The following is a 22856-nucleotide window of genomic DNA, read 5'->3' as shown; positions in this document are numbered from 1 at the left end:
TCACCAGGTCGTGTAGAGCAGGTGCTGCACCGCCAGCGCGGTGAGCACCTGCAGCCCCAGCCCCCAGCGCCGCCAGCCGCCGGGCAGCAGCGCCAGCGACAGGGTCAGCCACGGCACGAACGGCAGCCAGATCCGCTCGACCTCGGCCTTCGACATCCGGCTCAGGTCCGCCGCCGCGACCGCGGCCGCACCGGCGAGCGCCAGCACCGCGAGCGTGCGCGCCTCGCCCTCGTGGCGGCGCGCCGCTACCGCCAGGCCGGCGCCGAGCAGGGGGCCGCCCGACACGAGCAGTGCCCCGAGGTTCCCCCACATCCAGTACGCCGCGGGGCGGGTCGCGGCGATGCCGTCCCAGTAGCGGTCGACGAGCACCGGGTAGGCCTCCCACCACGCGAAGCCGAGGACGGCGAAGCCCAGCACCACGACCAGCGCGGCACCCGCCGCGACCGGCAGCGGCCACCACGAGCGGGCGAGGAACAGCACCGCCAGGGCAGGCAGGCCGAGCAGCGGCAGGCCGTAGGAGCTCATCACGCACCAGCCCAGCAGCAGCCCCGCCACGACGCCCCAGCCGACGAGGCGCGCGCGCGAGGTCGACGTCGCGGACACGGCCAGCGCGGCCAGCCCCCAGGCGCCGAGGGCGGCGAAGACCGCGTCCGCCGACACCGCCAGGAACACCGCCGCCGGGGTCAGCACCAGGAAGGGCGCGGCGAGTCGCGCCCCCCGGTCCGCGCCGAGCGCGCGCAGCGCCAGCAGGGTCGCCACCGGGATGCTGGCCGCCACCGCGCAGACCACGAGCGCGGCCGCCAGGTCGCTGCCGAGACCGACCGCGACGAGTCCCACGAAGAACAGCAGCGCGCCGGGCGGGTGGCCGGCGACGTGGATCGGCCAGTTGTCCGGGTGGGCCTGCGGGATCCGCTCGACGTAGCCCGCCAGCAGGGCCGGGACGTCGGACACCGTGCGCGCCGTGACGAGGTACTCCGTGTCGTTGGTCATCACCCGCGTCAACCCGGCGGAGCCGTCGACGAGGGCGAGCGAGACCAGCCACACCAGCGCGACGACGTACGCCGTCAGCAGCAGGCGGCGCCACGACCAGGCCAGCGCCCAGGCCTCGGCGCGCCACACCCCGAGGCCGGCGACGAGCAGCGCCGGCAGCGTGCCGATGCCGACCTTGGCCTGCCAGAAGCCGTGGGTCGGCGGCACGCCCAGCATGTCGCTGCGCGCATCGACGTCCCAGCCGGTCAGCGGCGGGACGACGAACGACGCCAGCAGCACCAGCGCCGCCACGGACAGGCCGATCGCGGCGCGTCTGCCGACGCGTGCGGACGTGCCCCCCTCGGTCATGCCGCCGAGCCTAGGGGCCGCGTGCGCGGGACCCCCGGGCCGCGGCGCGACGTCACAGTTTCGTAAGCCGAAGGGTGAGCACGGGCTGCGCCCGGCTGGCTACGTTCGACGACATGACCCACGACACCGTCTGCGACCTGGTGCTGCCGTGCCGCGACGAGGCCCCCGCGCTGGCCGCCCTGCTCGCCCGCGTGCCGGCCGAGTTCTCCGTCGTGGTCGTCGACAACGGCTCGCGCGACGGCACCGCGGAGGTGGCCGCCGGCCTCGGTGCGCGGGTCGTCGTGGAGCCGACGCCGGGCTACGGCTCCGCCGTCCACGCCGGGATGCTCGCCGCGACCCACGACTACGTCGCGGTCATGGACGGTGACGGCTCCTTCGACCCGACCGACCTGCGACGCCTGCTCGCCGACGTGCGCGAGGGCCGCGCCGACATGTCCGTCGGCCGGCGACGTCCCACCGGTCGCGGCGTGTGGCCGTGGCACGCCCGGCTGGGCAACGCCCTGATCGCGACGTGGCTGCGCCGCTCGATCGGGATGGACGCCCACGACATCGCGCCGATGCGGGTGTGCCGGCGCCAGGCGCTGCTCGACCTCGACCTGCGGGACCGCCGCTTCGGCTACCCCGTCGAGCTGCTCCAGGCCGTGACCCGCGCGGGCTGGCGGATCACCGAGCACGACGTCGACTACCACCCCCGCGCCGAGGGCACCCGCTCCAAGGTCTCCGGCTCCGTGACCGGCACCGTGCGCACGGCCCGCGACTTCTGGCGGGTGCTGTCGTGAGCACCCTCACCGTCCTGGTGATGGCCAAGGCGCCCGTCGCCGGACGCGCCAAGACCCGGCTCGCCGCCCACACCGGCAACGACGTCGCCGCCGACCTCGCCGCCGCGGCGCTGCTCGACACGGTCGCCGCCGTCGAGGCGACGCCGGGCGCGCGCGGCCACCTGGCCCTGGCCGGCGAGCTCACCGACGGGGCACGCGGCGCCGAGCTGGCCGACGCAGTCCGCGGCTGGACGATCACCCCCCAGCGCGGCCGCACCTTCGCCGAGCGGCTCGTCGCCGCGCACGAGGACGCCGGCCACGGCCCGGTCGTCCAGGTCGGCATGGACACCCCGCACCTGACGCCCGACCTGCTGCTCGGCGCGGCCCGCGACCTCGAGGCGTACGACGCCTGCCTGGGGGCCGCGCCCGACGGCGGCTGGTGGGTGCTGGCCCGCCGCGACCCGCGCGTCGCGGCCCCGCTGGCGACGGTCGTGATGTCCACCGCCGCCACGCACGACGACACCCGGGCCGCGCTCCTCGCGGCCGGCCACACCGTGGGGGCGACCGCCCGGCTCCGCGACGTCGACACGATCGACGACGCGCACGAGGTGGCCCGGCTAGCACCCGACACCCACTTCGCCCGCACCCTGCGCGCGTGGGTCGACCGCACGACGGTGGCACCGTGACCGCCGAGCGGTCCTTCACCGAGGTCTTCACCTCCGCGCTCCGCGGGGTGCCGACCCACGTCGTCCACACGTCCGACGACACCCTGACGCCGCTGCCGGTCACGTCCTGGACCGGACCGGCCGACGCCGCCGACCACGCGCTGCTCGACCTGTGCCACGGTCCCACGCTCGACATCGGCTGCGGCCCCGGCCGTCTCACCCAGGAGCTCGCCCGCCGCGGCCACCGGGCCCTCGGCGTCGACCTGGTCGCCGAGGCCGTGGCGCAGACCCGACGCCGCGGCGCGGACGCGGTCGTCGCCGACCTGTTCGAGCCGCTGCCCGACGAGGGCCGGTGGTCCAGCGTGCTGCTCGCCGACGGCAACGTCGGCATCTGCGGCGAGCCGCGCCGGCTGCTCGGCCGGGTGCGCGAGCTCCTCCACCCCGGCGGGCGGGCCGTCGTCGAGGTGAGCGCCCCCGGCACGGGGTCGACGTCGGGGTGGACGGTCATCGAGGGCGCCGGCGCACGCAGCCGGCCCTTCCGCTGGGCGCAGGTCGCCGCGGACGACGTCGCCGTCGTCGCCGTAGCCGCGGGCCTGGTGGTGCACTCGCTGCACGAGCTCGCCGGGTGCGGACGCTGGGCAGCGGTGCTCGTGGACCCGTCGTGAGGGTCCCGCACCCCGAGCACTTCACCTCGCGGCTCCGCAGCCCGGCCGTCGCGGCACGCGTCGGCGTCTGGCTCGGGATCAGCTTCGGCACCTGCTTCCTCACCGGCCTGGTGAGCCACTGGGCCCAGCTGCCCTCGCCCGCGATCGGCTTCCCCACCTCGCCGGCCTGGGGCTACCGCTCCACCCAGGGCCTGCACGTCGTGACCGGCTGCGCCGCGGTGCCGCTGCTGCTGGTGAAGCTGTGGGTGGTCTACCCCCGCCTCTTCGAGCGCGTCGACCTCCGCGCCGGCCGACGCCTCGTCACCGTCGGGCTCGAGCGCGCGTCGATCGCCGTCCTCGTGGCTGCATCGATCTTCCAGCTCGCGACCGGGCTGGCCAACGCCGCGCAGTGGTACCCCTGGCGCGAGTTCTCCTTCCGCACCACCCACTACGCCCTCGCCTGGGTCGCGATCGGTGCCCTGCTGGTGCACATCGCGGTCAAGCTCCCGGTGATCCGCGCCGCCCTCGGCGCCGACGTCGACGACACCACCCACGACCGGGCGACCGCCGTCGAGCCGGGCCCCGTCTCGCGCCGCGCACTGCTGCGCACCACCTGGGCGGCCGCCGGCGTCGCGGTCCTCGCCACCGCGGGCGGCACCGTGCCGTGGCTGCGCCGCGTGAGCGTGCTGGCCGTGCGCACCGGGGAGGGCCCCGGCGGCGTGCCGATCAACAAGACCGCCGCCGCGGCCGGCGTCACCACCACTGCGGCCGACCCCGGCTGGGCGCTCGAGGTGGTGATCGGCGGGGACCTACGCGCCCGCCTCGGGCTCGCCGACCTCCGCGCGCTGCCGCAGCACACCGTCGACCTGCCGATCGCCTGCGTGGAGGGCTGGAGCGCGCAGGGCCGGTGGTCGGGCGTACGCATCTCAGACGTGCTCGCCGCGGCCGGCGCGACGGGTGGACGCGACGTGCTGGTCACCTCGCTCCAGCAGAGCGGCGCCTTCCGTCGCACGGTCCTGCCCGGCGCCTTCGCCGACGACGACCGCACCCTGCTCGCGCTCGACCTCGCCGGCGAGCCGCTGTCCCTCGACCACGGCCACCCGTGCCGGCTGATCGCGCCCAACCGTCCGGGCGTGCTGCAGACCAAGTGGCTGGCCTCGCTGGAGGTGGGCGCATGAGCGCGGTCCGCTGGGCCGTCGGCGGCCTCGGCGTCCTCGTCGGGGCGTACGGCGCCTGGCTGGCGCTGACACGGCAGGACCTCCTCCAGCTCGCGGAGGTCGCACTGTGGCTGGCCGCCGGTGTCGCCGTGCACGACGTGCTGGTCGCCGGCGTCGTCATCGGCGCCTCGATCCTCGGCCGTCGCGTCCTGCCCCGTCCGTGGCACGCGCCTGCCACATTCGGCCTCGTGGTGTGGGGCGGCGTGTCGGTGATGGCCGTGCCGGTGGTGGGCAGGTTCGGCGCCCGGGCCGACAACCCGACGCTGCTCGACCGTCCCTACCTCGCCACGTGGCTCGCGCTGACCCTGCTCACCCTCGCCGCGGTCGCCGTGGCCGGACTGGTCCGATCCCGCCGGACGGAGGCCTGAGGTGGCGCGCGTGCTCGGGCGTGGCCGGCTGCCGCTTCGTCGTACGGCTGCCGGCCTGACCGCCCACCGTCAGGGCGTGGCGGTGTCCCGGTCCTCGTCGAGCGCGTCGTCCTCGTCCTCCTCGTCGTCGGCCGCGCCGCTGGTCGAGGCCAGCAGCACGACGATGCCCACGACCGCCGCGAAAAGGGAGGCCAGCAGGATCGCGATCTTCGCCTCCTCCGTGAGCAGGTCGGCACCCGGGAAGGACAGCCCGGCGATGAAGATCGAGACGGTGAAGCCGATGCCGGCGACCGCGCCGAGGCCGAGCAGCATCGGCCAGGAGGTGCCCTCGGGCAGGCGCGCGACGCCGAGGCGTACGGCGAGGTAGGACGTCAGGAAGATGCCGACCGGCTTGCCGAGGACCAGGCCCAGGATGATGCCGAGGCCCACCGGCTCGGTGAAGACCTTGCTGATCGCGCCCAGCTCGACGCCGGCGTTGGCCAGGGCGAAGATCGGGAGCACGACGTAGGCCGACAGCGGGTGGAGCGTGCTGATGAGGCGCTCCACGACCGAGACCGACTCCTTGAGCAGGAAGCGCAGCCGCGCCAGCTCGTCGGGGTTGAGGTGGCGGTCACGCAGCGCGTCGGTGGCGTAGCCCCGCGCCACCGCCTCGTTGAGCAGGGGCTTGGCCGGCGCGAGGAGGCCGATCGCGACGCCGGCCAGGGTGGCGTGCACGCCCGACTCGAGCAGCGCGAACCAGACCCCCACGCCGAGGATCGCGTAGACCACGACCGACCACACCCGCAGCAGCCGGGCGACGACCATCAGCGCCAGCAGGCCGAGGGCGATCACGAGCCAGGTCAGTGAGAGGTCGCTGGTGTAGAACACTGCGATCACCAGGATCGCGCCGATGTCGTCGACGATCGCGAGCGTCAGCAGGAAGAGCCGTGCCGCGGACGGGATCCGCCGGCCCAGCACGCCGAGCACACCGACCGCGAAGGCGATGTCGGTGGCCATCGGGATGCCCCAGCCGGCGCTGCCGTCGCTGCCGGGCGGGTTGAGCGCGAGGTAGAGGCCGGCGGGCACCACCATGCCGCCGATCGCGGCGATGATCGGCAGCGCCGCGGTCTTGGGATCGCGCAGGTCGCCGTTGACCAGCTCGTACTTGATCTCGAGGCCGACGACGAAGAAGAAGATCACCATCAGCGCGTCGTTGACCCAGTGCTGGATCGACTCGTCGAGGTGCAGCGGGCCGACGTCGATGACGAGGTGGGCGTGCCAGAGCGCGTCGTAGGACGACGCCCACGGGCTGTTCGCCCAGATCAGGGCCGTGGCCGCGGCGAGCAGCAGCAGGATCGAGCCGGCCGCCTCCACCCGGAGGAACTCGCGCACCGGCCGCGCCACCAGCCGGGCCAGCGGCTTGTTGCTGGCGATGTAGACCGGCCCGGACTCCCAGAGGTCGTCGTCGGGAGCCGGGTCGTGGGGACTGTTCTGGCGTGAGGCCATGCGGGGGGCGCATCCTTCGGGGGTCGTCGGGGAACTGTCACCGCGACGACACGTCACGGGCCGACCAGACTTCCCGGCTCACCTGAGGCCCCAGTCTAGTCGGACCCGTTGGTAGGGTCACAGCCGTCAGCCCCCGAGCGTTCACCGAAGGACCGCCACACATGGCCCACGAACCGATCAAGGACACCGATCCGACGCTCGGCAAGCTCGTCATGGACGCGCAGCGCGACATCTCGACCCTGATCTCCCAGGAGATCGCCCTCGCCAAGAGCGAGATCAAGGTCAGCGTCCGCCACGGCGGCCTCGGCCTGGGCCTCTTCGCCGGCGCGGCCTTCCTCGGCCTGCTCGCGGTGATCATGCTGTCGGTCGCGATCGCCTACTTCATCCACTGGAACGGCGCCGGCCTCGACCTGCACTGGGCGTTCCTGATCGTCTTCGGCCTCTACGTCCTCATCGCCGCGCTGCTGGCCTTCGTCGGCATCAAGCAGGTCAAGCAGGTCAAGGCACCCGAGCGCGCGATCCAGCAGGGCAAGCAGATCCCCTCGGCGCTCAAGGGCCGCGGCTGACGCTCGGCCCCTCGGTGATCGAGCAGCCGGCGACGCGACATCCCGCCCGCACCGGGCGGTGAGTGACGCAGGTTCCGCGCGCCCGCAAGCTGTCTCACGCACCGCCAGCCCCGGAGGCGTACGCCGTCTCAGCGCACGCAGGTGCCGGTGTCGACCGGGGACTCTCGGGTGACGCCGGCGGCCGCGGACTCCGCGACCTGGCTCGCGGTCAGCGCGTAGCCGGTGTCCCGGTCGCTGACGGATGCGGCGAAGACGAGGCCCGCGACCTCGCCGGCCGAGGTGACGATCGGGCCGCCCGAGTTGCCGGGGCGGATGAGTGCGCGCAGCGAGTAGACCTGGCGGATCACGGTGCCGTCGCCGTAGATGTCCGGGGAGCGCAGCCGCTGCTCGGCGCGGATGCGGCCGGACTGCACGTCGTAGGGGCCGTCCTCGGGATAGCCCAGCACCGCGATCGGGTCGCGCGGCTCGGCCTCGGTGTCGAAGGCGAGCTGCGGCACGCCGACGTCGGGCACCGAGAGCACGGCGATGTCGAGGTCGGCGTCGTAGAGGACGACGGAGGCGACGACGCTCGAGCCGCCCACCTCGACCTCCGGACGGGTGACGCCGGCGACGACGTGGGCGTTGGTCATCAGCCGGCCGGGAGCGTAGAAGAAGCCGGTGCCCTCGACGCCGCTGCCGCAGCCGTTGGCGCCGCGGACCTTCACCACGCTGGTCTCGGCCGCCATCACGTCGGGGTCGGTGAGCATCCGCGGGTCACCGGGCTTGACCGCGACGATCCGCTCCGGGGCGAAGGGCTCGAGGTAGCGCGGGAAGAAGGTCGTGCCGACGACGTTGTTGAAGGTCGCCAGCACCTTGCCGGAGTCGGGCGGCAGCGTCTGGTCGACGCGGGCCAGGATGGCGGAGTCACGCACCAGCGGCGTGATCGCGCCGATGCGCGTGCCGGAGACAGCGACGCCGAGCGCCCACGCGACGAGCAGCACGGCGACGGCGCTCAGCGCGGACCCGCCCACGGCGTCGAGCGCGCGCACCGGCTGCCAGGTGATGCGGTCGCGCAGCCGGGCGCCGAACCACTGGAAGACCGCCTGGCCCAGCGACGCCGACAGGATGACGATGAAGAGCGCGCCGAGCGAGACCCACAGCGAGGGTGCCGCGTCGCCGAGCGCGAGCGGTGCCGCCCAGATGCCGAGCAGGCCACCGATGAGCAGACCGGCCGTGGCCGCCGCGCCGGTGATGAAGCCCTGCCAGTAGCCCGAGAGCGCGTAGATCCCCACGAGTGCGACCAGGCACCAGTCGAGGACGTTCATCGTTGCTACTCCTCGAGGCTGGTGTTGGGCGCCGGGTTGGGCGCCAGGTCGGACTGTCGGGGCTCACCTTGCAGCATGTGGTCCGGCAGGTCACGCACCCGCGCCCGGTCCCAGTTCTCGTCCCAGCCGAGGTAGGAGAACAGCCGGGCGATGATCCCGGCCGTGAAGCCCCACAGGATGACGTCCTTGTCGGGGCCGATGAGGAAGCCCGGGCCCGTCCAGCCGCTGGGGTGACGCACGTTGATCCGGTGCTCGGGGTCGAGCAGCTCGGCGATCGCCACGTGGTGGATCTCGTGCACCTCGTCGGGGCTCGCGATGCGCACCTGGCCCCGGTCGCGCCAGTAGCCCAGGACCGGGGTGACCGCGAAGTTGCTGGGCGGCAGCCACAGCTCGGGCAGCTCGCCGAAGACCTCCACCTCGGAGGGCTCGAGGCCGATCTCCTCGTGGGCCTCGCGCAGCGCTGCCTCCACGGGGGTCTCGCCGTCGTCGAGCGATCCGCCGGGGAAGGACACCTGGCCGGGGTGGGAGCGCATGTGGTGGGCGCGCTCGGTGAGCAGCAGCTCGCCGCGGTGGGCGAGGTCGTCGGGGGCGCTCGGGTCGTCGTCTCGGTCGGCGAACACCATCAGCACCGCGCCGAGCCGCGCGTCCGCGTCCTCGGGCGGCATGAAGCGCGTCAGCTCGTGGACCGTGATCGTGGAGGCGGCCTCGACCACCGGGGCCAGCCACCCCGGGAGGGACGTCACAGGTCGACCCCGAGGTGCTCGGCGACGAGGCCCTTGAGCTCGTCCATCGACTCGACGCCGCCGGAGTCCTGGCCGACGACGACACCGTCGGCGTCGACGAAGACGAAGGCCGGCAGGCCGCGTCGCGCCACCGCGAAGGTGCTCTCACCCATCAGCTCGCCGCCCGGGTCGGCGACGGACGGGTACGTCGCCCCGGTCTCCTCGGCCAGCGCCATGGCACCCTCGGGGTTCACGTCGTTGAAGTCGACGCCGACGATGCGTACGCGGTCGGCGTACTGCTGGTGGAACTCCTCGAGCACCGGCATCTCGTCACGGCACGGCTCGCAGAACGCCTGCCAGAGGTTGATCACCAGCGGGCCCCGCAGCGACGACAGCTCGACCTCGGGCCCGCCGCCGAGGCACGGGAGCGTCAGCTCCGGCAGGCCGCCCTCGACGGGCTGGCCCGTGCCGGGCTCGCAGTCCTCCATGCCGATACGGGCCTTGACCCTGCGCAGCTCGGGGGTGTCGACCTGCACGTCGGGAGGGCGTACGTCGAAGCCGCCGCCGTCGTCGGACGTGCACGCGGTCAGCGACGCGACGAGCAGCGCCGTGAGGAAGGCCCCTCGGAGACCGGGACGGCTCATGCAGGCCCCTGCGTCTTCACGAGCTTCTCCGCCTCGACCGGGTCGGTGGGCCCCGCGCCGAAGGAGGGGCACAGCCGCGCGATCGGGCAGGCACCGCACGCGGGCCTCTTGGCGTGGCAGCGCCGACGGCCGTGCCAGATGAGGTGGTGCGACAGCATCGTCCAGTCACGCTTGGGGAAGAGGGCGCCGACGGCGTGCTCGACCTTCACCGGGTCGGTCTCCTCGGTCCAGCCGAAGCGGCGCGCGAGGCGGCCGAAGTGGGTGTCGACGGTGATGCCGGGCTTGTCGAACGCGTTGCCGAGCACGACGTTGGCGGTCTTGCGCCCGACCCCCGGGAGGGTGACGAGGTCCTCGAGCCGGTCGGGCACCTGGCCGTCGAAGCGCTCCACGAGTGCCTGGCTGAGCTTGAGCACCGAGTCGGTCTTGGCGCGGAAGAAGCCCAGCGGGCCCAGCAGCTGCTCCATGTGCTCGCGGGGAGCGGCGGCCATCGCCTCGGGCGTCGGGTAGGCCGCGAACAGTGCGGGGCTCGCGGCGTTGACCCGCCGGTCGGTGGTCTGCGCGGAGACCACGGTGACCACCAGGCACTCGAAGGCGTTGGTGAAGTCGAGCTCTGCGCGGGCGTCGGGATAGGTCTCGGCGAGGATCCGGTCCATCTTGCGAGCCCTGCGCACCAGCGACGTGTCGGGCTTGACGCTCACAGTGGGGGCAGGCACGCGCCCAGCCTACGGTCCGGCTCCGACACGCCCCCGATCGCCGACTTCGGCTGCCGCACCGGCCCTAACTGGCCGTTGTGAGCCAGACCACGGCTAGGATCGTGCCGATCCCGAGGGCTCGGCACCGGGCCCGGCACGGGACGCAACTACTTGGAGGATCAACGTGGACAACGACGTGCTTCGGCAGGCACCGCTGTTCAGCTCGCTCGACGACGAGGCGGCGACCGCGCTCGGCAACTCGATGGCCGAGACCACGCTGCGCCGTGGAGACGTGCTCTTCCACGAGGGCGACTCCGGCGACAGGCTCTACATCGTCACCGAGGGCAAGGTGAAGCTCGGTCGCTCCTCCTCCGACGGCCGCGAGAACCTCCTGGCCATCATGGGCCCCGGACAGATGTTCGGCGAGCTCTCCCTCTTCGACCCGGGCCCGCGCTCGGCGACGGTCACCGCGGTCACCGACGCCACCTTCGGCTCGCTGTCCCACGACGACCTCCTCAAGTGGCTCGACGGCCGGCCGATGGTCGCCCGCGGGCTGCTGTCCCAGCTCGCCGGCCGGCTGCGCAAGTCCAACGACGTCGTCGCCGACCTCGTCTTCTCCGACGTCCCCGGTCGTGTCGCCAAGGCACTGCTCGACCTCGCCGACCGCTTCGGCCGCACCGCCGACGACGGCGTCCACGTCCACCACGACCTCACCCAGGAGGAGCTCGCCCAGCTGGTCGGCGCCTCCCGCGAGACGGTCAACAAGGCGCTCGCCGACTTCGCCTCGCGCGGCTGGCTCCGCCTGGAGCCCCGCTCCGTGGTGATCATGGACCTCGAGCGCCTCTCGCGCCGCGCCCGCTGACACACCACACCTGACTCCCGGCGGCCCCAGAACTTCTTCCGAGCCACTGCCACCCGGCACGACGCCAGCGCGCGTCGTACGTGGTGAGGTGCTGATGCGGGGGAGGTTCGACGTGATCACAGGGGACGAGGCGGGATTCGACGCCTTCGTGGCCGGGCGGCAGGCCGCCCTGTCGCGGACGGCGTACCTGCTGAGCGGCGACCACCACCTCGCGCAGGACCTCGTGCAGGCCGCGCTGCTGCAGGCGGCGAGGCACTGGAAGCGGATCCACACCTCGCCCGAGGCCTACGTCCGGCGCGCGATGTACCACCAGAACATCTCCTGGTGGCGACGCCGCCGCTTCGCCGAGTCGCCGCTGCTCGGGCACGACGGCGCGGCCGCCGCCGTCGACACCGACCTGCGGCTGACCCTCGACCAGGCGTTGGCCCGGCTCACCGCCAAGCAGCGGACCGTGCTGGTGCTGCGCTTCTACGAGGACCTGACCGAGGTCGAGACCGCACGTGCGCTCGACCTCTCGACGAGCACCGTGAAGTCGACGACCCGGCACGCGCTGGCCCGGCTGCGGACGCTGGCCCCCGAGCTGGCCGACCTGATCGGAGCAGACGCATGAGCGACGACCTGCGCACCCGGATGCACCACGTGGCCGACGAGGTCACGCCGCTCCCCGTCTCCGACGACCTCTGGCGTCGCGGGCAGGCCGCCCGCCGCCGCGCGCAGGCGCTCGCCGTGGCTGCGGTCCTGGTGGTTTTCGCCTCCGTCGGCGGCGGCGTCGCGATGTGGTCCACATCGGACCGGGAGGCGCGTACGGCGTCGGGCGAGGTGCCGGACGCCGGTGCGATCCCGAGCCGGATCGAGGACGTCCCCGATGACCTCGAGGTGACCACGGACCTCGCCGTGGGGCGGGCCTCGGCGGCTTTTGTGTCTGCCTCGGGTGACGCCGTCGTCATCACGGCGACCGACGGGGTGGCGCACCGGATGGGGCTGCCGGGCTGGGACCAGACGCTGACGGGGCTGGCGCTGTCCCACAACGGGCGGACGATCGCCTATCAGGATGGATCTCCCGAGTCGGGCACCTACCTCACCCTGGTGGACCTCGAGACCGGACGCTCCGTGCGAGCCTTCTCAGATGACAGCCAACGCCTGCAGCTGAGCGAGCTCAGCTGGTCACCGGACGGACGCTGGCTCGCCTGGATCGCGACCACCCAGGACGGTCTCCAGGCCTTGCTCGGCAGGGTCCTCGTCGCAGACGGCCGACCGCTCCAGGTCCGTGTTCCTTCGGACACTGTCAGCGTCGCGGTGGCAGACGATGGATCCGCGCTCGTCGGGCGGGTGGCTGGAGAGCTCCTCCTGGCCGAGCCGGACCGCACGCCGGTCAGCGTCCACTCCCGACCGAGGATCGAGGCGGGCGCCTTCTCCCCGGACGGCCGCCACGTCGCCCTCCGGACGTTCGCGGACACGTCGTCGTACACGTGGGACGCGGATGCCGGCGAGCTGCTGCAGCACCCGTTCCCGGAGGACACCTTCGAAGCGGTCGACATCCATCCCCTCGGCTGGATCGACCACCGCCTGCAGGTGCTGCTGGTGCAGAACCTGCGAGGAGGGGCCGGCGAGCTCGTGGTCACCACCACCACCGTGAGCGACACCAGCACGTGGCGCCGCTCCGTCGGCCGCGTCGACGCGGACATCGCCACCTCGCTCAGCCTCGCCGTCGACCTCGTCCCCGACCTCGACGGCACCTCGTCGCAGGAGCTCACCCACGACTTCGGCGACGGTCCGCCGACGCCGCTGGGGATCGAGCTCTCGCTCTTCATCGGCCTGGGCGTGGCAGCGGCGATCGCGCTGCTGCTCGCGCTGCGGTGGCTCTGGCGCCGGTTCGCGTAGTCCACCGGAAGACGGTTGCTACCTACGCCGTCGAACGACCCCTTCCCGGTGGACTACCGAGCGGGAGGCGGTACGACGGTCAGTGCGGATCGCGCCCCGCGAACGCCACCAGCCGGTCGTACGCCGACGCGTCCTCCGCCACGCCGACCGGCGGACCGAAGGCAGCGCCGCGGTTGTCCGCGGTCAGCCCCTGCTGGATGAAGGCCAGCCCGCGTTCGGCCACCTCGTCGTCGAGAGCGAGCGGTCGCCCGAGCGCGCGGACGAGGTCCCAGGTGTGGACCCCGAGCTCGGCGGTCTGCCAGTCGGCCTGCGCCACGCGGTCGTCGGGCTGGCCGTGCCAGTGGTGGATGAGGTCGTCGGCGTGCGAGCGGAAGTGCGCGGCGAGGGCGTAGGGCTCGACTCCTGTGCCCGACGCCCAGTCGACCTCCTCGCCGCGGGCCAGCTGCAGGAAGTGCTGCGGCGCCGCCGCGAGGTGGTCGGCCAGCTGGCGCACGGTCCAGCCCTCGCACGGCGTCGGCCGGTCCCAGTCGTCCGCATGGACGGCCGTGAGCGCGTCGCCGGCCTGGTCGAGCGCGTGGGACAGGACGACGACGGACCGGTGCTGGGTGTCCATGCCCCCACTCCACTCCTGCCGGAGGCGTGCGCGCAAGCCCTACTTCGGGGAGGTGAGGTAGGCCAGCTGCGCGCGCACCGAGAGCTCTGCGGCGCCCCACAGCACGGGGTCGACGTCGGCGTAGACGATCTCCACGATCGCGCGCGGCAGCGTCTCGTGCGGGAAGGCGCCACCCTCGCGGGCGATCGCGTGCAGGTCGCGCAGCGCGTCGCGGACCTGGTCGAGACGCTGCTTGCGGTGGGCGAGGTAGAAGTCGAGCGCCCCGAGGGCGTCGTCGATCACGGGCCCGTGCCCCGGCCACACCGTCGTGATCCCCTGCTCGCCGCACAGCGCGTGGAGCCGCTCGAGGGAGGAGAGGTAGGCCCCGAGCTGGCCGTCGGGGTGCGCGACGACGGTGGTGCCGCGCCCCAGCACGGTGTCGCCGGTCAGCACCGCCCGGTCCTGCGGCACGACGAAGGAGAGCGAGTCGGCCGTGTGGCCCGGCGTCGCCACCACGTGCACCTCGAGGTCGCCGACCGACACCACGTCGGCCTCGCCCAGTCCCTCGGAGCCGAGCCGGTGCGCCGGGTCGAGGGCGCGTACGCCGCACCCGTGGCGTTCGGCGTACTCCCGTGCCGCCTCGCTGTGGTCGGCGTGGTGGTGGGTCAGCAGCACGACGGCCACGTCGCCGGCGGCAGCGTCGATGGCGTCGAGGTGGCGGGTGATCGAGGGTCCGGGGTCGACGACCACGGAGCGCGAGGAGGACGGGTCGCGCAGCACCCACGTGTTGGTGCCGTCGAGGGTCATCACGTCCGCATTCGGCGCCAGCACGCAGGTGCCGGTGTCGCCGAAGGAGCCGCCGCTCCAGCTCATCGCCGGCTCACCGGGAGGCCATCAGCGCGGTGTAGTGCGGCGGCGTGGACAGGATGAACTCGTCACCGTCGGCCACGACCTCGGGCATGAACATGTCGACGATGCGGTCCTGCGCCGCCGCGAGCACCGCGTCGGGATCGGCGAGCCGGCCGATCTCGAGGCAGGTCAGCCAGGTCGGCGGCAGCATCAGGATCTCCTCCTGCTCGACCTGGGCGACCGCGTCGAGCGCGCCGGTCCACGTCACCGACGACGACTCGGTGGACACGTCACGGGTGACCTGGCCCTCCGGCAGCCGCGCGACGAAGAACCACGTCCGGTAGCGCCGCGGCTCGAAGACCGGGGTCAACCAGCCCGACCACGCGCCGAGCAGGTCGGTGCGCAGCACGAGCGAGCGCTTCTCGAGGAACTCCGTCAACGAGATCGCACGCGACTCCAGGGCGAGCCGGTCGGCCTCCCAGTCGTCGCCCGTCGTGTCGGCGACGACGGAGTCCGCGCCGGTGCCGGCGAGCAGCACGCCGGACTCCTCGAAGGTCTCCCGCACGGCCGCACACACCAGCGCGCGGGCCTTCGCCTCCTCGCAGCCGAGCCGCTCCGCCCACTCCGTGGGGTCCGGCCCGGCCCAGAGCCCGCGGTCGACGAGCTCGTCGTCGAAGTCGCGCGGGTCGACGCCGCCGCCGGGGAAGACGCACATCCCGCCGGCGAAGGCCATCGAGGTCTGCCGGCGCAGGAGGTAGACATCGGGTCCGGTCGCTCCGGGGCGCAGCAGCACCACCGTGGCCGCGTCGCGCGGCTCGGCCGGAGCGGCGTCACCCGAGGCGTACGCCCTGGCCTGGGCGACGAAGGCGTCGGGCAGCGGGAGGCGCTGCACTCAGACCTCGACGACGATCTCGACCTCGACCGGCACGTCGAGCGGCAGCACGGAGACGCCGACGGCGGACCGCGCATGCTTGCCGGCCTCACCGAAGACCTGACCGAACAGCTCGGACGCACCGTTGGCGACCTTGGGCTGGCCGGTGAAGTCAGGGGTGGAGGCGACGAAGACGACGACCTTCACCACGCGCTTGACCTGGTCCAGCGAGCCGATCTCGGCCTTCACCGCGGCGAGCGCGTTGAGCGCGCACTGGCGCGCGCACTCGTAGCCCTGATCCTCGCTGACCTCGCCGCCGAGCTTGCCGACGGCGATCATCTCGCCGTCGCGCGCGGGCAGCTGGCCGGCGGTGAAGACGAGGTTCCCGCTGCGGGCCGTGGGCTGGTAGGCCGCCACCGGAGGCACGACCTCCGGGACGGTGATGCCGAGCTCGGCGAGGCGCGCCTCGGCCGACACGTCAGGCCGCCTTCGCGCGCTTGAGGAAGGCCACCAGGCCACCCTGGGCGTTGGTGTGGATCGCCACCAGCTCCCATCCGTCCTGGCCGAAGTTGTTGAGCATGAGCGCTTCGTTGTGGAGCGGAATCGGCGCCACCTGGTATTCCCACTGGGTCATGGATCGCACCCTACTCGGGCCCCGCCCGCCGCCGCGCGGCGTCCTCCCGTGGTCTGACGTGCCGGCCGCGCCCGGCGTCTAGGGTCCGCACATGCGCGATCACCGGGACTCCCACCCCTGGCGGCTCGGCCCACGCGGCCGGTGGCTGTTCGACGCAGCCCTGACCCTGGGCCTGCTGGTCACGGGGTTCCTGGGCCACCTGACGGCCGAGGAGCCGCTCGCCGCGCTCCTCACGGCCGCGCAGGTGGCTCCCCTGTGGTGGCGTCGCGCCCACCCCAGCGCGGTCTTCGCGGTGGTCGCACTCGCGAGCGCCGCCCAGGCACCCCTCCACGACACGCCGATCTTCGGTCAGCTGGCCTTCCCGGTAGCGACGTACTCCGTGGCCAGATGGGGCCCGCGACCGCACGGTGTCGCGGCGCTGCTCATCGGCTACACCGGGTCGCTGGTCGCCGCCTGGAGCTGGATCGGCGGCCTGGGCGCCCCGACCGTCACCCTCGAGGCCCTGGTGCCCTACGTCGTCACCATCAGCGCGATCGTCACCTCTGCCTGGGCACTCGGCTTCGCCGCCCAGCAGCGGGAGAGGTACGTCGCCTCGCTGGTCGCGCGCGCCGAGCAGGCCGAGCGGATCGCCGAGCGCGAGGTGGAGCTGGCGGCGCGCGACGAGCGCTCGCGCATCGCCCGCGAGATGCACGACGTGGTCGCGCACGGCCTGTCGGTGATCGTGGTGCAGGCCGACGGCGCCCGCTACGCCGCCGCCAAGGACCCCGACGTCGCCGTCGGCACGCTGGCGACGATCTCGAGCACCGGTCGCGAGTCGCTGACGGAGATGCGCCGGCTGCTGGGTCTGCTGCGCGACGGCGACACCGGCGTCGCGCCGCAGCCCGGCCTCGACGACGTACGCCACCTCGTCGACGAGGCCCGGGCCGCCGGGATGCAGGTCGACGCCGACCTCCCGGAGGCTGCGCCGGACGTCCCGGACGGTGTCGGGCTGGCGGCGTACCGGATCGTGCAGGAGTCGCTGACCAACGTGCGCAAGCACGCCGGTCCCAGCGCCACGGTGGCGCTGCGCGTCACCGTCGGGCGCGCGGTCGAGGTGGAGGTGCGCGACGACGGGCGCGGTGCGGCCGCATCCTCCGACGGGCGCGGGTTGGGCCTCACCGGGATGCGCGAGCGTGCCGCCGTGCACGGCGGCACGCTGCAGGCCGGACCCGCCGCGGGTGGCGGGTTCACGGTGTCTGCGAGGCTGCCGCTGTGAGCGAGCAGTCCGTGACGGCACCGATCCGGGTCTTCCTGGTCGACGACCAGCAGATGGTGCGCGCCGGCTTCCGGATGCTGGTGGAGAGCCAGGACGACATGGTCGTGGTGGGCGAGGCGGGCGACGGCGGCGAGGCGCTGGAGCGGCTCGCGGTCACGGCCGCCGACGTCGTGCTGATGGACGTCCGGATGCCCCGGCTCGACGGCGTCGAGGCGACCCGGCAGCTGCTGGCGCAGCCCGAGGCGCCGCGCGTGATCGTGCTGACCACCTTCGACCTCGACGAGTACGCCTTCGCCGCGATCCGCGCCGGCGCCTCCGCGTTCCTGCTCAAGGACGCCGCGCCGCCCGACCTGCTGGGCGCGATCCGGTCGGTCCAGGGTGGTGACGCAGTGGTCGCCCCCAGCACCACCCGCAGGCTCCTGGAGCACTTCGCCGCACTGCCCGATCCCGCGGCACCCGCCGCGCACGACGACCGCCTCAGGCACCTCACCGAGCGGGAGGTCGAGGTGCTGACCCTCATCGCGCGCGGGCGCACCAACACCGAGATCGCGGCCGACCTCGTCGTCGCCGAGACGACCGTCAAGACGCACGTCGGGCGGATCCTGGCCAAGACCGGCTCGCGTGACCGGGTCCAGCTCGTGGTGCTGGGCTACGAGTCCGGGCTCGTGGCTCCCTGACCCCGTCCTCCCCGGGTCGTACGCCGCGCGCCGGCGTACGACCGCGGACCGACCGCAGGTCCGTGCCCGGGACCGACGATCGCGGGACCGCCGACGACGAGCGTTGACCCCATGACGACGACACTCGACCAGACCACCGCGACGGCCGCCAGCGCGCGCGGGCTGACCCGCACCTACGGCGACGGTGACAGCACCGTCCACGCCCTCCGCGGCGTCGACCTCGACCTGCCGGCCGGTCGCTTCACCGCGATCATGGGGCCCAGCGGCTCCGGCAAGTCCACCCTCATGCACTGCCTGGCCGGGCTCGACACCGCCACTTCCGGCACCGTCACCGTCGCCGGGCGCGACCTCGCCGGACTCGACGACACCGCGCTGACCCTCTTCCGACGCGAGCACATCGGCTTCGTCTTCCAAGCCTTCAACCTGCTCCCGATGCTCACCGCGGGGCAGAACATCCTGCTCCCCCTCGAGCTCGCGGGACGCGCCGTCGACCGGGAGCGCTACGACCAGGTGGTCGGCGTCCTCGGCCTCGCCGACCGGCTCGGCCACCTGCCCAGCCAGCTCTCCGGCGGCCAGCAGCAGCGCGTCGCGATCGCCCGCGCGCTCGTCACGCAGCCCGACATCGTCTTCGCCGACGAGCCGACCGGCAACCTCGACAGCGAGGCCAGCGCCGAGGTGCTCGGCCACCTGCGCCGCTCGGTCCGCGAGCTCGGCATGACGGTGGTGATGGTCACCCACGGCCTCGACGCAGCGGCGTACGCCGACGACGTCGTGGTCATCCACGACGGCGCGGTCACCGCGCACCTCACCGACCCCGACCAGGACGCACTCGTCGCCGCGCTGCGCGGAGGGATCGCCTGATGCGCACCGTGCTCCTGGCGTCGATGCGCCACCACACCCGCAGGTACGTCGCCGCGTCGGTCGCGGTCGCGATCGGCGTGGCCTTCATCGTGGTCGTCGGGATGCTCACCGGCGCCACCCGCTCCGGCCTGACCGCCGACGTCGGCGCCCCGGTCGCGGGCGTCGACCGGGTCGTGACGACGTACGACTCGCGCGAGGTGAGGCGGCTCGTCGACGTGGCGGCCGACCGCGACCTCCCGGTGCTCACCCTCGGCTACGCGATGGAGCCGGTCTCCCGCCACGGCATCCAGCTCGCGGCGGCCGCCGACGTCGCGGAGGTGTCGCTCGACCCGCTCCTGCAGTGGCAGGAGCTCGAGGACGGGCGGTTCCCTGCCGCGGCGGGCGAGGCCCTGGCCGACGTCAACCGCGCCAAGAGCAACGGCTTACGCCTCGGTGACGTCGTCCGGGTCGGCGCCGGGGACGCGGCGGTCGACGTGGAGGTCGTCGGCATGGTCGACAGCCCGGCCGCCCGGACCGCCGCCCTCTACGTGCCGTGGGAGGACCTGCGACGCTTCGAGGACACCCTCTGGGTCGACGCGGTCGCCTGGGGCGGGTCGGCGGACCTGGCCCGCGCGACCGCTCCCGACGCCGGCGTGGAGTCGGCCGCCGACTGGACGGCTGCCCGCCAGGCCGAGATCTCCCGCGGCGTGGACGTCATCGCGCTCCTGGCGCTGCTCTTCGTCGTGATCGCCCTCTTCGTCGGCGTGCTGGTCATCACCAACACCTTCTCGATCCTCTTCGCCCAGCGGATGCGCGACTTCGCGCTGCTGCGCTGCGTGGGGGTCACCCGCCGCCAGCTGCGCCGCGCGATCCGGCTCGAGGCGCTCGCCCTGGGCCTGGCGGCCGCCACGGTCGGGGTCGTCGTCGGGGCCGCGGCCGGTGTCGGGCTGGTGGCGCTGGTCGGGCGCTGGTTCAGCGACATGGGCGCCGCTGCGATCGACCCCGTGTGGGCACTGTCGGCGTTCGCCGTCGGCACGCTGGTCACGCTCGGGGCCGCCTGGCTGCCCACGCGCTCGGCGACGCGGGTCGCCCCGCTGGCCGCGCTGCGCCCCGACACCGGCGTCGACGTCCGCTCGGCTGCGGGCCGCTGGCGCCTCGGCCTCGCTGCCCTCTGCCTCGTCGGTGGCGGCGCCCTGCTCGCCCTGGCGGTCTCCGTGAGCTCGGTGCCGGCGATGCTGGCCGGCGGCATGGTCTCCTTCGTCGGCGTCCTGCTCGTGGGGCCGGTGCTGGTCCCCCGCCTGATCCGGCTCGCCGACCACCTGCCTGGCGGCGGCCCGGTGCGCCGGCTCGCCACCGGCAACGCCGTGCGCAACCCGCGGCGCACGGCGACGACCGCCGCGTCGCTGCTCGTGGGCGTCACCCTCACCACCGCGATCCTCACCGGCCTGGCGTCGTCACGGACCGCTATCGACCGCGACATGGACGACTCCTATCCGCTCGACGCCACCCTCACCGCCGTCGGCGCACCGCTCGAGACGTCCCTGGTGGACCGGGTGGCCGGGACCGAAGGCGTCTCCGACGCGCGGGTCCTGGACGGCACCGTGGCGGAGGCCGGCGGGCTGGAGGTCCCGCTGCTGGGCTCGGCCGGGGACGACGTCGTCGTACGCGGTCCTGCCGACCTGTCCCCGCCCGACGGGACGGTGCTGCTGCCCTACGCAGTCGTCGAGGAGCTCCCCGCGCGGCTTGCCGACCGGGTGTGGGAGGACCGCGAGCTCTCCGTGGTGGTCGCCGGTCGCGAGCACACGCTCCGTGTCGAGACCGGCAGCGGCTGGGGCCGGGCGGGCCTGGTCTCGCCGGCCACGCTGGCGGTGCTCGACGCCGGGGCCCGTCCGACGGCGGTCTGGGCGCGCGCCACTGACGGCGCGGACTCCGAGGACCTGACGGGCGACCTCGCGGCACTCGCCGGGACGGCCGACGCCGAGCTGGACGGCGGCTTCGGCAACCGCAGCTGGGTCTACGTCCAGCTCGACATCATGACCGGCGCCGTCATCGGGCTGATGGCCGTCGCGATCATCATCGCGCTGGTCGGCATCGCCAACACGCTCGGCCTCTCGGTGCTCGAGCGTGCCCGGGAGAACGCGCTGCTGCGGGCCATGGGACTCACCCGTCGGCAGCTGCGGCACGCGATGGCCGCCGAAGGACTGCTGCTCTCGGCCGCAGCGACCGTCCTCGGCACGGCCCTCGGCCTGGTGTTCGCGTGGATCGGCGTGCAGGTGATGGTGGGCAGCGTCGTCGAGGGTGCCGGGTTCACCGTGCCCGTGTGGCAGGTGGGCGCGGTCGGCGCCGTCGCGGGTCTCGCCGGCCTCGCCGCGTGCGTCGTGCCCGCCCGCCGCGCGGCCCTCGTGACGCCGGCGGCCGGGCTCGCCGCGGACTGACGGGTGCCGGTCGTGCCGCCGGGGTGGGGACGCGGAGTGCCCGGCGGCACTAGATTCCGGGCATGGAGCGCACCGACGCGGCCGAGAGCCGCAAGAACCAGAAGGGCCTCGACCCCTTCGAGAAGTTCGTCGAGCTGTCGACGAAGGCCATCAGCCGGGCGCCCTTCTTCGCCGTCGTCATGGCGATCGTGGTGATCTGGGCGGCCAGCTACCCGCTGTGGAAGTCCACGACCAAGTGGGAGCTCGCGATCCACACCTTCGGCGCGGTGCTCTCGCTGCTGCTGCTCGTGCTGCTGGAGAACGCCGGGCGCCGCAACACCGAGGCCATGCAGGAGAAGCTCAACGTCATCGCCGATGCGCTCGCCGCGCTGATGGACTCACGCGCCGCTGACGACCCCGAGCTCCGCGAGGCCGCGGAGAACTTGCGCGAGGCCGTGGGCCTGGAGGAGCGGCACTGACCTACGCCACCAGCAGCCGCAGCGTCTCCTCACGCGCTGGCGAGGTGCGTACGTCGGTCCCGGTCGCCGCACCCGCGACGGGGTGCACCATGACCTCGTCGACGCCGTAGGTCTCCGCGAGCTCCGCGAGCTGCTCGCGCGCCTGCTCGGGTGATCCCACGACCCAGCGGCGTGCCATCGCAGTGCCGACCGAGCGCTGCTCGGGCGTCATCTCCACGGCCTCGGCCTGCTCGACCAGGCGCTGCGGGTGCAGCGGGGCGCCGGTGCGCAGCGCGATCATCTGCTGCACGTTGGGCAGCGCCCGGCGGCGTGCCTCCTCCTCGGTCTCGGCGACGACGGCGTTGACGGTGAGGAAGGTGCGGGGCTCCGGGTGCTCGGGCGAGGGACGGTAGGTCGAGCGGTAGAGGTCGAGCGCAGCGCCGGTGCCCTCGCCGGAGAAGTGGTGGGCGAAGACGTAGGGCAGGCCCTTCTCGGCCGCGAGGCGGGCGGAGTAGTCCGACGACCCGAGCAGCCACACGTCGGCGACGCTGCGTGCCGACGGCGTGGCGCGCAGGGGCTGGCGGCGCGGGCCGATCTGCACCTCGACGCCCTCGGTCGACATCAGGGTGCGGATGTCGTCGACGTACTCCGGGAAGCGGGTGACGGCATCGTCGGCCGACTCCGCGCTGCCGCCGCGCAGGACGTACCTGGTCAGCGGGTCGGTGCCGGGCGCACGGCCCAGGCCGAGGTCGATGCGGCCGGGGTACGCCGCCTCGAGGAGCGCGAACTGCTCGGCGACCACGAGCGGCGCGTGGTTGGGCAGCATCACGCCGCCCGAGCCGACGCGGATCCGCGAGGTGGCCGCGGCGAGCATCGCGATGATGACCGGCGGGTTGGTCGACGCGACCGCCGGCATGTTGTGGTGCTCGGCGACCCAGTAGCGGCGGTAGCCGAGCTCGTCGGCGACCTGCGCGAGGCTCCGGGAGGCGGCGAGCGCGTCGCCGGTGGTCTGGTCGCTGCGGACGGTCACGAGGTCGAGCACGGAGAGGGCAGTCACTGTCGGTGCAGCAGTTCGGCGCCCGCGGATATTCCGATTGACCTCAGGTGCCCGTGAGGTCCT

At 73.7% G+C, this 22856-nt stretch carries 26 protein-coding genes; 14 read left to right on the top strand and 12 right to left on the bottom strand.

The features are described from left to right. Positions 1 to 1338 carry a hypothetical protein gene (locus tag CFI00_RS01950; protein ID WP_242532636.1) on the bottom strand — a complete coding sequence of 446 codons (1338 nt, stop codon included), beginning with the start codon at positions 1336 to 1338 and terminating at the stop codon, positions 1 to 3. A 113-nt stretch (positions 1339 to 1451) separates the two neighbouring features. Here CFI00_RS01950 and CFI00_RS01945 point away from each other — a divergent pair, with 113 nt between their 5' ends. The 5 genes from CFI00_RS01945 to CFI00_RS01925 are packed head-to-tail and all read left to right on the top strand — an operon-like array spanning position 1452 to position 4990. Further along, a complete protein-coding gene (locus CFI00_RS01945; protein ID WP_207083625.1) occupies positions 1452 to 2117 on the top strand; it encodes a glycosyltransferase family 2 protein in 666 nt (221 codons plus the stop codon). Then, positions 2114 to 2782 carry a DUF2064 domain-containing protein gene (locus tag CFI00_RS01940; protein ID WP_242532635.1) on the top strand — a complete coding sequence of 223 codons (669 nt, stop codon included), beginning with the start codon at positions 2114 to 2116 and terminating at the stop codon, positions 2780 to 2782. Before CFI00_RS01945 ends, CFI00_RS01940 begins: the two co-directional genes overlap by 4 nt. After that, on the top strand, positions 2752 to 3426 hold the full coding sequence (locus tag CFI00_RS01935) for a class I SAM-dependent methyltransferase (protein ID WP_207083624.1): 675 nt from the start codon (positions 2752 to 2754) through the stop codon (positions 3424 to 3426). Before CFI00_RS01940 ends, CFI00_RS01935 begins: the two co-directional genes overlap by 31 nt. Then, positions 3423 to 4583 carry a molybdopterin-dependent oxidoreductase gene (locus CFI00_RS01930; RefSeq protein WP_207083623.1) on the top strand — a complete coding sequence of 387 codons (1161 nt, stop codon included), beginning with the start codon at positions 3423 to 3425 and terminating at the stop codon, positions 4581 to 4583. The genes CFI00_RS01935 and CFI00_RS01930 overlap by 4 nt, the downstream gene beginning before the upstream one ends. Then, positions 4580 to 4990 (top strand): hypothetical protein, encoded by a 411-nt coding sequence (locus tag CFI00_RS01925; RefSeq protein WP_207083622.1) that lies wholly within the window; start codon positions 4580 to 4582, stop codon positions 4988 to 4990. The genes CFI00_RS01930 and CFI00_RS01925 overlap by 4 nt, the downstream gene beginning before the upstream one ends. A gap of 69 nt (positions 4991 to 5059) precedes the next feature. Here CFI00_RS01925 and nhaA read toward each other — a convergent pair whose 3' ends face one another. Then, positions 5060 to 6475 (bottom strand): Na+/H+ antiporter NhaA, encoded by a 1416-nt coding sequence (nhaA, locus tag CFI00_RS01920; RefSeq protein WP_207083621.1) that lies wholly within the window; start codon positions 6473 to 6475, stop codon positions 5060 to 5062. A 161-nt stretch (positions 6476 to 6636) separates the two neighbouring features. On the opposite strand from nhaA, the gene CFI00_RS01915 reads away from it, so the two are divergent. Further along, positions 6637 to 7041, top strand: a complete 405-nt coding sequence (locus tag CFI00_RS01915) for a phage holin family protein (protein ID WP_207083620.1) — start codon at positions 6637 to 6639, stop codon at positions 7039 to 7041. Between the two features lie 128 nt (positions 7042 to 7169). On the opposite strand, the gene CFI00_RS01910 is transcribed toward CFI00_RS01915, so the two are convergent. The 4 genes from CFI00_RS01910 to nth are packed head-to-tail and all read right to left on the bottom strand — an operon-like array spanning position 7170 to position 10364. Next, positions 7170 to 8345 (bottom strand): MarP family serine protease, encoded by a 1176-nt coding sequence (locus CFI00_RS01910; protein ID WP_207083619.1) that lies wholly within the window; start codon positions 8343 to 8345, stop codon positions 7170 to 7172. A 5-nt stretch (positions 8346 to 8350) separates the two neighbouring features. Beyond that, the gene (locus CFI00_RS01905; RefSeq protein ID WP_242532634.1) at positions 8351 to 9088 is read right to left on the bottom strand and encodes a CoA pyrophosphatase; all 738 of its coding nucleotides are present in this window, start codon (positions 9086 to 9088) and stop codon (positions 8351 to 8353) included. Beyond that, on the bottom strand, positions 9085 to 9711 hold the full coding sequence (locus CFI00_RS01900) for a TlpA disulfide reductase family protein (protein ID WP_207083618.1): 627 nt from the start codon (positions 9709 to 9711) through the stop codon (positions 9085 to 9087). The genes CFI00_RS01905 and CFI00_RS01900 overlap by 4 nt, the downstream gene beginning before the upstream one ends. Next, the gene (gene nth, locus CFI00_RS01895) at positions 9708 to 10364 is read right to left on the bottom strand and encodes an endonuclease III (RefSeq protein ID WP_207085333.1); all 657 of its coding nucleotides are present in this window, start codon (positions 10362 to 10364) and stop codon (positions 9708 to 9710) included. The genes CFI00_RS01900 and nth overlap by 4 nt, the downstream gene beginning before the upstream one ends. A 223-nt stretch (positions 10365 to 10587) precedes the next feature. On the opposite strand from nth, the gene CFI00_RS01890 reads away from it, so the two are divergent. The 3 genes from CFI00_RS01890 (at position 10588) to CFI00_RS01880 (ending at position 13146) form a co-directional block, all read left to right on the top strand. Further along, complete coding sequence (locus CFI00_RS01890) at positions 10588 to 11265, top strand: Crp/Fnr family transcriptional regulator (RefSeq protein WP_207083617.1); 678 nt, start codon at positions 10588 to 10590, stop codon at positions 11263 to 11265. Between the two features lie 112 nt (positions 11266 to 11377). Beyond that, positions 11378 to 11875: a SigE family RNA polymerase sigma factor gene (locus CFI00_RS01885; RefSeq protein WP_242532633.1), complete on the top strand. Its 498-nt coding sequence runs from the start codon at positions 11378 to 11380 to the stop codon at positions 11873 to 11875. After that, complete coding sequence (locus tag CFI00_RS01880) at positions 11872 to 13146, top strand: PD40 domain-containing protein (protein ID WP_207083615.1); 1275 nt, start codon at positions 11872 to 11874, stop codon at positions 13144 to 13146. The genes CFI00_RS01885 and CFI00_RS01880 overlap by 4 nt, the downstream gene beginning before the upstream one ends. 79 nt (positions 13147 to 13225) lie before the next feature. Here CFI00_RS01880 and CFI00_RS01875 read toward each other — a convergent pair whose 3' ends face one another. Genes CFI00_RS01875 through CFI00_RS01855 form a run of 5 tightly spaced genes read right to left on the bottom strand, consistent with a single transcriptional unit; the run spans position 13226 to position 16092 of the window. Next, positions 13226 to 13759, bottom strand: a complete 534-nt coding sequence (locus CFI00_RS01875; RefSeq protein WP_207083614.1) for a TIGR03086 family metal-binding protein — start codon at positions 13757 to 13759, stop codon at positions 13226 to 13228. Between the two features lie 39 nt (positions 13760 to 13798). After that, positions 13799 to 14611: an MBL fold metallo-hydrolase gene (locus tag CFI00_RS01870; protein WP_207083613.1), complete on the bottom strand. Its 813-nt coding sequence runs from the start codon at positions 14609 to 14611 to the stop codon at positions 13799 to 13801. A gap of 7 nt (positions 14612 to 14618) precedes the next feature. Next, positions 14619 to 15479: an NUDIX hydrolase gene (locus CFI00_RS01865; RefSeq protein WP_207083612.1), complete on the bottom strand. Its 861-nt coding sequence runs from the start codon at positions 15477 to 15479 to the stop codon at positions 14619 to 14621. Further along, a complete protein-coding gene (locus tag CFI00_RS01860; RefSeq protein WP_207083611.1) occupies positions 15480 to 15935 on the bottom strand; it encodes a RidA family protein in 456 nt (151 codons plus the stop codon). It abuts the gene before it with no gap. 1 nt (position 15936) lies between these two features. Next, the gene (locus tag CFI00_RS01855; protein ID WP_191194160.1) at positions 15937 to 16092 is read right to left on the bottom strand and encodes a hypothetical protein; all 156 of its coding nucleotides are present in this window, start codon (positions 16090 to 16092) and stop codon (positions 15937 to 15939) included. Between the two features lie 91 nt (positions 16093 to 16183). Here CFI00_RS01855 and CFI00_RS01850 point away from each other — a divergent pair, with 91 nt between their 5' ends. The 5 genes from CFI00_RS01850 to CFI00_RS01830 all read left to right on the top strand — a co-directional run bounded on the left by CFI00_RS01850 (position 16184) and on the right by CFI00_RS01830 (position 21757). Further along, entirely contained in the window at positions 16184 to 17347 is a 1164-nt protein-coding gene (locus CFI00_RS01850) for a sensor histidine kinase (RefSeq protein ID WP_207083610.1), read from the top strand. Further along, complete coding sequence (locus tag CFI00_RS01845) at positions 17344 to 18024, top strand: response regulator transcription factor (protein ID WP_277988343.1); 681 nt, start codon at positions 17344 to 17346, stop codon at positions 18022 to 18024. The genes CFI00_RS01850 and CFI00_RS01845 overlap by 4 nt, the downstream gene beginning before the upstream one ends. 111 nt (positions 18025 to 18135) lie before the next feature. Continuing rightward, complete coding sequence (locus CFI00_RS01840; RefSeq protein WP_207083609.1) at positions 18136 to 18885, top strand: ABC transporter ATP-binding protein; 750 nt, start codon at positions 18136 to 18138, stop codon at positions 18883 to 18885. Next, complete coding sequence (locus CFI00_RS01835) at positions 18885 to 21299, top strand: FtsX-like permease family protein (RefSeq protein WP_207083608.1); 2415 nt, start codon at positions 18885 to 18887, stop codon at positions 21297 to 21299. The genes CFI00_RS01840 and CFI00_RS01835 overlap by 1 nt, the downstream gene beginning before the upstream one ends. 62 nt (positions 21300 to 21361) lie before the next feature. After that, entirely contained in the window at positions 21362 to 21757 is a 396-nt protein-coding gene (locus CFI00_RS01830) for a low affinity iron permease family protein (protein WP_207083607.1), read from the top strand. Between the two features lies 1 nt (position 21758). On the opposite strand, the gene CFI00_RS01825 is transcribed toward CFI00_RS01830, so the two are convergent. Beyond that, positions 21759 to 22793 (bottom strand): LLM class flavin-dependent oxidoreductase, encoded by a 1035-nt coding sequence (locus CFI00_RS01825; protein ID WP_207083606.1) that lies wholly within the window; start codon positions 22791 to 22793, stop codon positions 21759 to 21761. Positions 22794 to 22856 lie beyond the last annotated feature (63 nt).

It is taken from the genome of Nocardioides sp. S5, assembly GCF_017310035.1.
Classification (GTDB): Bacteria; Actinomycetota; Actinomycetes; order Propionibacteriales; family Nocardioidaceae; genus Nocardioides.
This window is presented reverse-complemented; position numbering and strand designations above follow the sequence as displayed.